Source organism: Moorena sp. SIO4G3 (assembly GCF_010692305.1).
Lineage (GTDB): Bacteria > Cyanobacteriota > Cyanobacteriia > Cyanobacteriales > Coleofasciculaceae > Moorena > Moorena producens_A.
Genome location: NZ_JAAHIG010000093.1, coordinates 20,174 through 27,295 on the forward strand (window position 1 = coordinate 20,174; position 7,122 = coordinate 27,295).

At 45.6% G+C, this 7,122-nt stretch carries 6 protein-coding genes; all 6 read left to right on the top strand.

The genetic code is table 11. From position 1 onward, the window contains the following. Positions 1–137: 137 nt before the first annotated feature. On the top strand, positions 138–1,616 hold the full coding sequence (gene pds / locus F6J99_RS18025) for a 15-cis-phytoene desaturase (protein WP_293114095.1): 1,479 nt from the start codon (positions 138–140) through the stop codon (positions 1,614–1,616). A 42-nt stretch (positions 1,617–1,658) separates the two neighbouring features. Next, positions 1,659–2,588 (top strand): 15-cis-phytoene synthase CrtB, encoded by a 930-nt coding sequence (gene crtB / locus F6J99_RS18030; protein WP_293114098.1) that lies wholly within the window; start codon positions 1,659–1,661, stop codon positions 2,586–2,588. Between the two features lie 334 nt (positions 2,589–2,922). Then, entirely contained in the window at positions 2,923–3,678 is a 756-nt protein-coding gene (locus F6J99_RS18035) for a phosphoadenylyl-sulfate reductase (RefSeq protein ID WP_193431353.1), read from the top strand. A gap of 178 nt (positions 3,679–3,856) precedes the next feature. Continuing rightward, the gene (locus F6J99_RS18040; RefSeq protein WP_070393765.1) at positions 3,857–4,192 is read left to right on the top strand and encodes a hypothetical protein; all 336 of its coding nucleotides are present in this window, start codon (positions 3,857–3,859) and stop codon (positions 4,190–4,192) included. A 191-nt stretch (positions 4,193–4,383) separates the two neighbouring features. Further along, complete coding sequence (locus F6J99_RS18045) at positions 4,384–5,631, top strand: NAD-dependent epimerase/dehydratase family protein (RefSeq protein WP_293114096.1); 1,248 nt, start codon at positions 4,384–4,386, stop codon at positions 5,629–5,631. Between the two features lie 234 nt (positions 5,632–5,865). Beyond that, on the top strand, positions 5,866–6,684 hold the full coding sequence (locus tag F6J99_RS18050; RefSeq protein ID WP_293114097.1) for a Uma2 family endonuclease: 819 nt from the start codon (positions 5,866–5,868) through the stop codon (positions 6,682–6,684). Positions 6,685–7,122 lie beyond the last annotated feature (438 nt).

The window sequence follows — 7,122 nt, forward strand, 5'->3', positions numbered from 1 at the left end:
AACAATTGCATTCATCCCGGACTTCCCCCTCTTTGCACCCCTCAGAAAAACCTAGGCACCAGATGTAAAATGTAACGAAATGCAAAGTATAATGAGAAGAACACCCCTAAGCGAAAAATTTACAGTATTACCATCACATGCGAGTTGCGATCGCTGGAGCCGGACTAGCAGGGCTTTCCTGTGCTAAATATCTAATCGACGCTGGTCACACCCCGATTGTCCTAGAACGACGAAATGTTTTAGGCGGTAAAGTGGCAGCCTGGAAAGATCAAGATGGAGACTGGTATGAAACTGGTCTCCATATATTTTTTGGTGCCTATCCCAATATGCTGCAGCTAATTAAAGAACTGGGTATTGAAGACCGGCTGCAGTGGAAAGAGCACACCATGATCTTTAATCAGCCAAATCAACCCGGAACTTATTCCCGGTTTGACTTCCCGGATATACCAGCTCCCGTCAATGGGATTGTGGCAATTCTGCGCAATAACGACATGCTGACCTGGCCAGAGAAGATTCGCTTTGGGATAGGGTTGATTCCGGCCATGCTTCAAGGGCAAAAGTATGTCGAACAAATGGACAAATACTCCTTCTCGGAATGGTTGAAAAAACAGAACGTACCACCGCGAGTAGAGAAGGAAGTCTTTATCGCCATGTCTAAGGCACTCAACTTTATTGGGCCTGATGAAATTTCGTCCACTGTAATCCTAACTGCTCTTAACCGCTTCCTACAGGAAAAGAACGGTTCCAAGATGGCATTCTTGGATGGTTCTCCCACCGAGCGACTCTGCCAGCCAATAGTTGATTATATCACACAGGGAGGGGGAGAAGTACGCTTGAATGCCCCAGTTAAAGAATTTTTACTCAATTCAGACAACAGTGTCAATGGATTCTTGATCCGAGGATTAAATGGAGCGCCCGATCAAGTTCTGACAGCGGATGCTTATGTATCAGCTATGCCGGTAGACCCTTTAAAGCTGATGATACCCACACCTTGGGGTGAAATGGAATTTTTCAAACAGCTGGATGGGCTAGAGGGGGTACCGGTCATTAACCTGCAGATGTGGTTTGACCGCAAACTGACGGATATTGACCATCTGTTATTTTCCCGATCACCTCTGCTTAGTGTCTATGCTGACATGAGCAATACCTGCAAAGAGTACGCCAATCCTGATCGCTCAATGTTGGAATTGGTCTTAGCACCTGCTAAAGATTGGATTGGCAAATCCGATCTCGAAATTGTGAATGCCACCCTAGCAGAACTGGAGAAACTGTTCCCCAAGCATTTTGGTAGTGATAACTCAGCTCAACTGGTAAAATACCACGTGGTTAAGACTCCCCGTTCGGTATACAAGGCAACCCCAGGACGCCAAAACCACCGTCCGTCCCAAGAAACACCCATTACCAATTTTTTCCTAAGCGGGGATTACACTATGCAACGTTACCTAGCAAGTATGGAAGGAGCCGTACTTTCTGGTAAGCTGACATCGCAGGCAATAAATAACAACAGCACTAGGCTTTCAAAAACCAGCGCTCAACCACTAGCCGGCAATCAGAAAGCAGAGATTGACACCCCGTTAGTCTCTTCACCCATGCCAAGGGCCAGTACTGAGGGCTGAAGGATGAAAGTTGAAAGCTTCCAATCTCCAACGTTGCTAAGAATGCTCCAACTGCCCAAATCTCAGCCCATGAGAAACCTGGCCTCCCGGTCAAAATCCTACGAATTATGCCGCCAGATTACGGCGAAGTACTCTAAGACGTTTTATCTTGGCACCCTACTAATGCCAGAAGCCAAACGTCGAGCCATCTGGGCAATATACGTCTGGTGCAGACGAACTGATGAACTAGTCGATGGTCCCCAGGCGGCTTTAACCACTCCTGAAACCCTAGATCAGTGGGAAGAACATCTGGAATCTATATTTGCCGGACATCCCATCGATGACTATGATGTGGCTTTGGTCGATACCCTAGAACGCTTTCCAATCGATATTCAACCCTTTAAGGATATGATTGCCGGTCAGCAGATGGATCTCTACCGTAGTCGCTATGAAACCTTTGATGAACTGAATCTTTACTGTTATCGGGTGGCGGGTACGGTGGGGTTAATGTCTAGTTCTGTACTGGGGGTTGACAACTCCACTAGTAAAGCACCCTGGGATCAGCAAATAGATTCCTATAATCCGGTGGGAGAAGCGATCGCATTAGGTATTGCCAATCAGCTAACTAACATCCTCCGAGATATTGGAGAGGATGCTAGACGAGGTCGTATTTACATACCCTTAGAAGATCTGCAACGGTTTAATTATACTGAGGATGATTTGTTTAAAGGTGTGGTTGATGACCGTTGGCAGGAACTGATGCGTTTCCAAATTCAACGGGCAAGGGATTACTATACCAAAGCAGAAAGAGGTATTAGAGCCCTAAGCCGTGATTCCCGTTGGCCGGTTTGGTCTGCCTTGATGCTCTATCAGAAAATTCTCAATGTGATTGAACACAACCATTACGATGTATTTAGCCAAAGAGCCTATGTCCCCAAACTCCGTAAGATGTTATCCTTACCGATAGCCTGGCTCAGAGCACAAGTTTTATAGGAAAACCATGGCAAATCGTTAATGGCAAATCTCTCAAAAAATCCCCATCCTACCTATCGGTGGGGTTTTTTTGACCCTTTAACCTTTCCCCTTTGGCGGCGCTGCATCGCTTATAGCGGTTTCTAATTAGGGCAGGTTGGAAAGCGCTATAAGTATATTAACTCCGATGTACTTCAGCAGTGGAAGCGCTATATATAATTTCTTAACTATGGTCGAATTTCCGAAGGGTTGGATTACATGAGCTGAAAGCTGAAGGCTGACGATGGCTAAAGGTATCGATACGTCGTATAATCAGCAAGTCCAACCACTTTTGTCATATAGTAAGGAGATGTTCATGTTTGAACTGGATGTTGTTTATTTGGAATCCGAATACGCCCACAAGAGTCCTCAGGAAATCCTGAAACTGGCTCTTGACAAATTTGACAACATCGCTATCTCTTTCAGTGGTGCGGAGGATGTGGTTCTTGTGGATATGGCATCCAAGATTAAGCCAGATGTGAAAGTGTTCTCCCTCGACACGGGTCGCTTGCACTCCGAGACTTACCAACTACTTGAGAAAGTCAGACAGCACTATGGAATTCCACTAGAAGTGATTCTACCGGACGCGGATGCAGTGGAAGCACTGGTTAAACAAAAGGGGTTGTTCAGTTTCTACCAGGATGGTCACAAAGAGTGCTGTGGTATTCGCAAAGTGGCTCCCTTGCGTCGCCAACTGGCTAAGCTGGATGCTTGGATTACGGGTCAGCGCAAGGACCAGAGTCCTAGTACTCGCGCTAATATCCCTGTTGTCCAGGTAGACCAGGCGTTCTCAACCCAAGAACGAACCCTGATTAAATTTAACCCCCTAGCTAACTGGAGTTCTGAACAGGTGTGGAAATACATCCGCACTAATGATGTGCCTTACAATCAATTGCACGCTAAAGGTTTCGTTAGCATTGGCTGCGAACCCTGTACCCGCCCAACTCTCCCCAATCAGCATGAACGGGAAGGTCGCTGGTGGTGGGAAGGGCAGAAAGAAAAAGAGTGTGGCTTACACAACACTACAGAACAGGTAATGACGAAGAAGGAACACCAAACAGTAAGGGTTTAAGCAACCCTGACGGAAATAAACAGACTAGGTAAAAAATTTCAGTTCAGGTACTTAAGCGTTGCGGCACAATCAAGCTTGTTGCGGTTGAAATCCTAATTTTTAGGTAGAAGTGGGGAGTGGGTTGTGATAATTTCTTTATTACGCTTTTGAAAAACAACTCAGTATTGAATACTACAGAATGAAAATCACGTTAGTAAAAAAAATCAACAAGGACGGTAATTTCTGTCGCAAGTGCGTCAATGTGGTAGAAAAACTTGAAAAAAAAGGACTGATGGGTCGAATAGACCAGATTGTGGTGGCTGATGAGCGTGAGCCATCTAGCGAAGGACTAGATCTAGCTATAAAGCACGGGGTAGAAGCAGCCCCTTTCTTCATTGTTGATCATGAGGACGGATCGACCCAAGTCTATAGCACTTATGTTCGTTTCTTCAAGGAAATCCTAAATCAGAAGACTTCTGAAAGGGAAGAGGTATCGGAAATCATGGATCGATACCCTGAACTAGATTTCATCTAAAAAACTGATTGCTGTAATCGTAACACTGGGGTGATCAGGTGATGTTAGCGTAGCTCGACGAAGTCCGGTGATGGAAATATATCGGTTCTCGATTGGTTCTCGGTTAATTCCCAAAGCAGGATGCTATAGTCGCAGCTCGCTGACAATTCAACCAAAAAAGACCATGTAAGGAAACAACCAGGAGATTGATCATGAAAAAAGTTGTAGTTTTAGGCGGTGACGGATTTTGTGGTTGGCCCACAGCTCTCCATCTATCTGATAGTGGTCATGACATTGTAATTGTTGATAACTTGTCACGACGCAACATTGATAATGAGTTGGAAGTGACTTCGTTAACTCCTTACCAGCCCATGTCCACTCGTCTGAAGACATGGCGTGAGGTTTCTGGCAAACAAATCCAGTTCTATAACTTCAATGTAGCGAAAGACTATGATCGCTTACTCAATCTATTCCTGACCTATCAACCGGATGTGGTGATTCATTTTGCCGAACAGCGGGCTGCACCTTATTCGATGAAGTCATCTAGCCATAAGCGCTACACAGTAGATAATAACTTGAATGCGACCAATAATCTGCTAGCTGCGATTGTGGAATCGGGTTTGGATATACACGTGGTTCATTTAGGAACCATGGGAGTCTATGGTTATGGTACTGCTGGGATGAAGATTCCGGAAGGGTATTTAGATATCCAGGTGACTACGGATGAGGGAAAAATGGTACAGCAGCAAATCTTGTACCCAGCCAATCCGGGCAGTATCTATCACATGACCAAAACTCAGGACCAGCTGTTTTTCTCTTACTACAACAAGAATGATGGGGTACGGATCACTGACCTGCATCAGGGGATTGTTTGGGGAACTCAGACCAAGCAGACAAAGCTGGATGAACGGCTAATTAATCGCTTTGATTACGATGGAGACTATGGTACAGTCCTAAATCGGTTCCTGATGCAGTCAGCGATTGGTCATCCGTTGACGGTACATGGAACAGGGGGTCAAACCAGGGCATTTATCCATATTCAAGATACGGTGCGGTGTATAGAGTTAGCGATCGCAAATCCTCCGGCTTCTGGGGACAGGGTGAAAATCTTGAATCAGATGACCGAAACCCATCGGGTGCGGGATTTGGCCAAGATTGTCTCTGATATCACTGGGGCCGAAATTGCCTATCTAGAGAACCCGAGAAACGAATCAGCAGAAAATGAACTGGCTGTGGAGAATAAATGTTTCTTGGAAATGGGTCTGGAACCAACCACCTTGGTTAAGGGTCTGATGCAAGAGGTAATCGAGATTGCGGCTAAATATGTCGATCGTTGCGATCGCTCGAAGATTATCTGTACATCACTGTGGCGGCAGAAGGGAAAAGGGATGAGTATGGCTGACGAAAGTCCTGCTCAAACCACATCCGACAAAACGGCAGTGGGTGTAGGTGCCAGTTAAAAATTAGGTAGCGCGCAAGTGGGAGCATGTTATACCTTGAGCGGTCAGCTTGTTATGGTCAGTCTGGTTCTGTTGCCCTTGCAACTAATAGCTGATCACAAGGCTACCAACGCACAGCATGGGCTTAGCACCATTACTGACTGCTCAACGTATCTGAAACTCTGGCAATCTTAATAAGTTAAGCAGTAGTGAAACGTCTTGCTACTCTAAAACTAGTTCATCCCATTGTCTGTTATGTATCAAACTGACCCCCCTCGTCCGGCCAAGGAAACCCTACCGACGATGTATGATCTCCCTAGTGAAGATCCAGAGGAACCAGGTTTGCCAGACGAGTTTCACGATTTTCAACCTCAGCTATTACGGGAGACGTTCTGCCCACCGAGTTACCCAAGGGATCAGATCTTTGTGGGGGCTGACTTAAATCTGTACTATGATGTGCGCCATCCTCAGTGGTACAAGCGACCGGATTGGTTTGGAGTAGTTGGGGTGTCTCGGTTTTATGAACAGCGAGACTTACGGTTGAGTTATGTGATGTGGCAGGAAGGGGTGAGTCCATTTATCGTAGTGGAGTTGCTCTCTCCAACGACGGAATCAGAAGATTTAGGGCAAACCCTACGGGAGATTGATCAACCTCCAAGTAAGTGGGCGGTTTATGAACGTATTCTTCGTATTCCTTATTATGTGGTGTTTAGCCGATACACCAATGAGTTAAGAATTTTTGAGTTGAAAGGCTTAAACTATCAACAGGTAAGATTGGACACCGAAAGATTCTGGCTGCCAGAATTAGGACTTGGTCTAGGAGTATGGTCTGGGTCATACCAAGAGGTGAATGGGCGATGGTTACGCTGGTATGATGAATTAGGAAACTGGATTCCCACAGGCTCTGAACAGGCTCAACAGGCTCAAGACCAGTTGCAGCAAACTAAGCAGCAGTTGCAGGAGGCTGAGCAAGAAGCTCAACTCGAACGCCAAGAAAAGGAATTGGCTCAACAGCAGGCAGCGAGATTAGCAGAACGTCTGCGACAGCTGGGGATTGATCCCGAAGAGGTGTAAAACGTGCCGTTGGCAGCAGAATAGAAAAGGCGATGCTCGGTACGATCCGCTACGCGAACGCATATAGCAATAGCCGTCTCATACCAAATGCTGTTCCCAAACCCCCCTTATCTGCATAGCCATAGATTCGTGGCATACAAAGATTTGGTCGATTTTTATAAAAGGGTTTTGACAAACGGATTTGATATAAGTCCACTTATACGCTTAGTTCAGTTCTGGAGTATTTAGTTTGATTATTATAATAATACGAGAGCGCGTTGTTTTTTGTCCATTTGCTCTCGCAACGCCCTATAGCGACGTAAGGAGTTTAGCGGTGGGAGGATGTCAATCATGGTTTACCACTGCCTCACCAATATTGTTTGTTAGAAAGCTAGCTTTTTTTTATAGAATGATTATAATTGTCATAAAGTATCTATTCGAGATTGTCTGCTGGTGAAC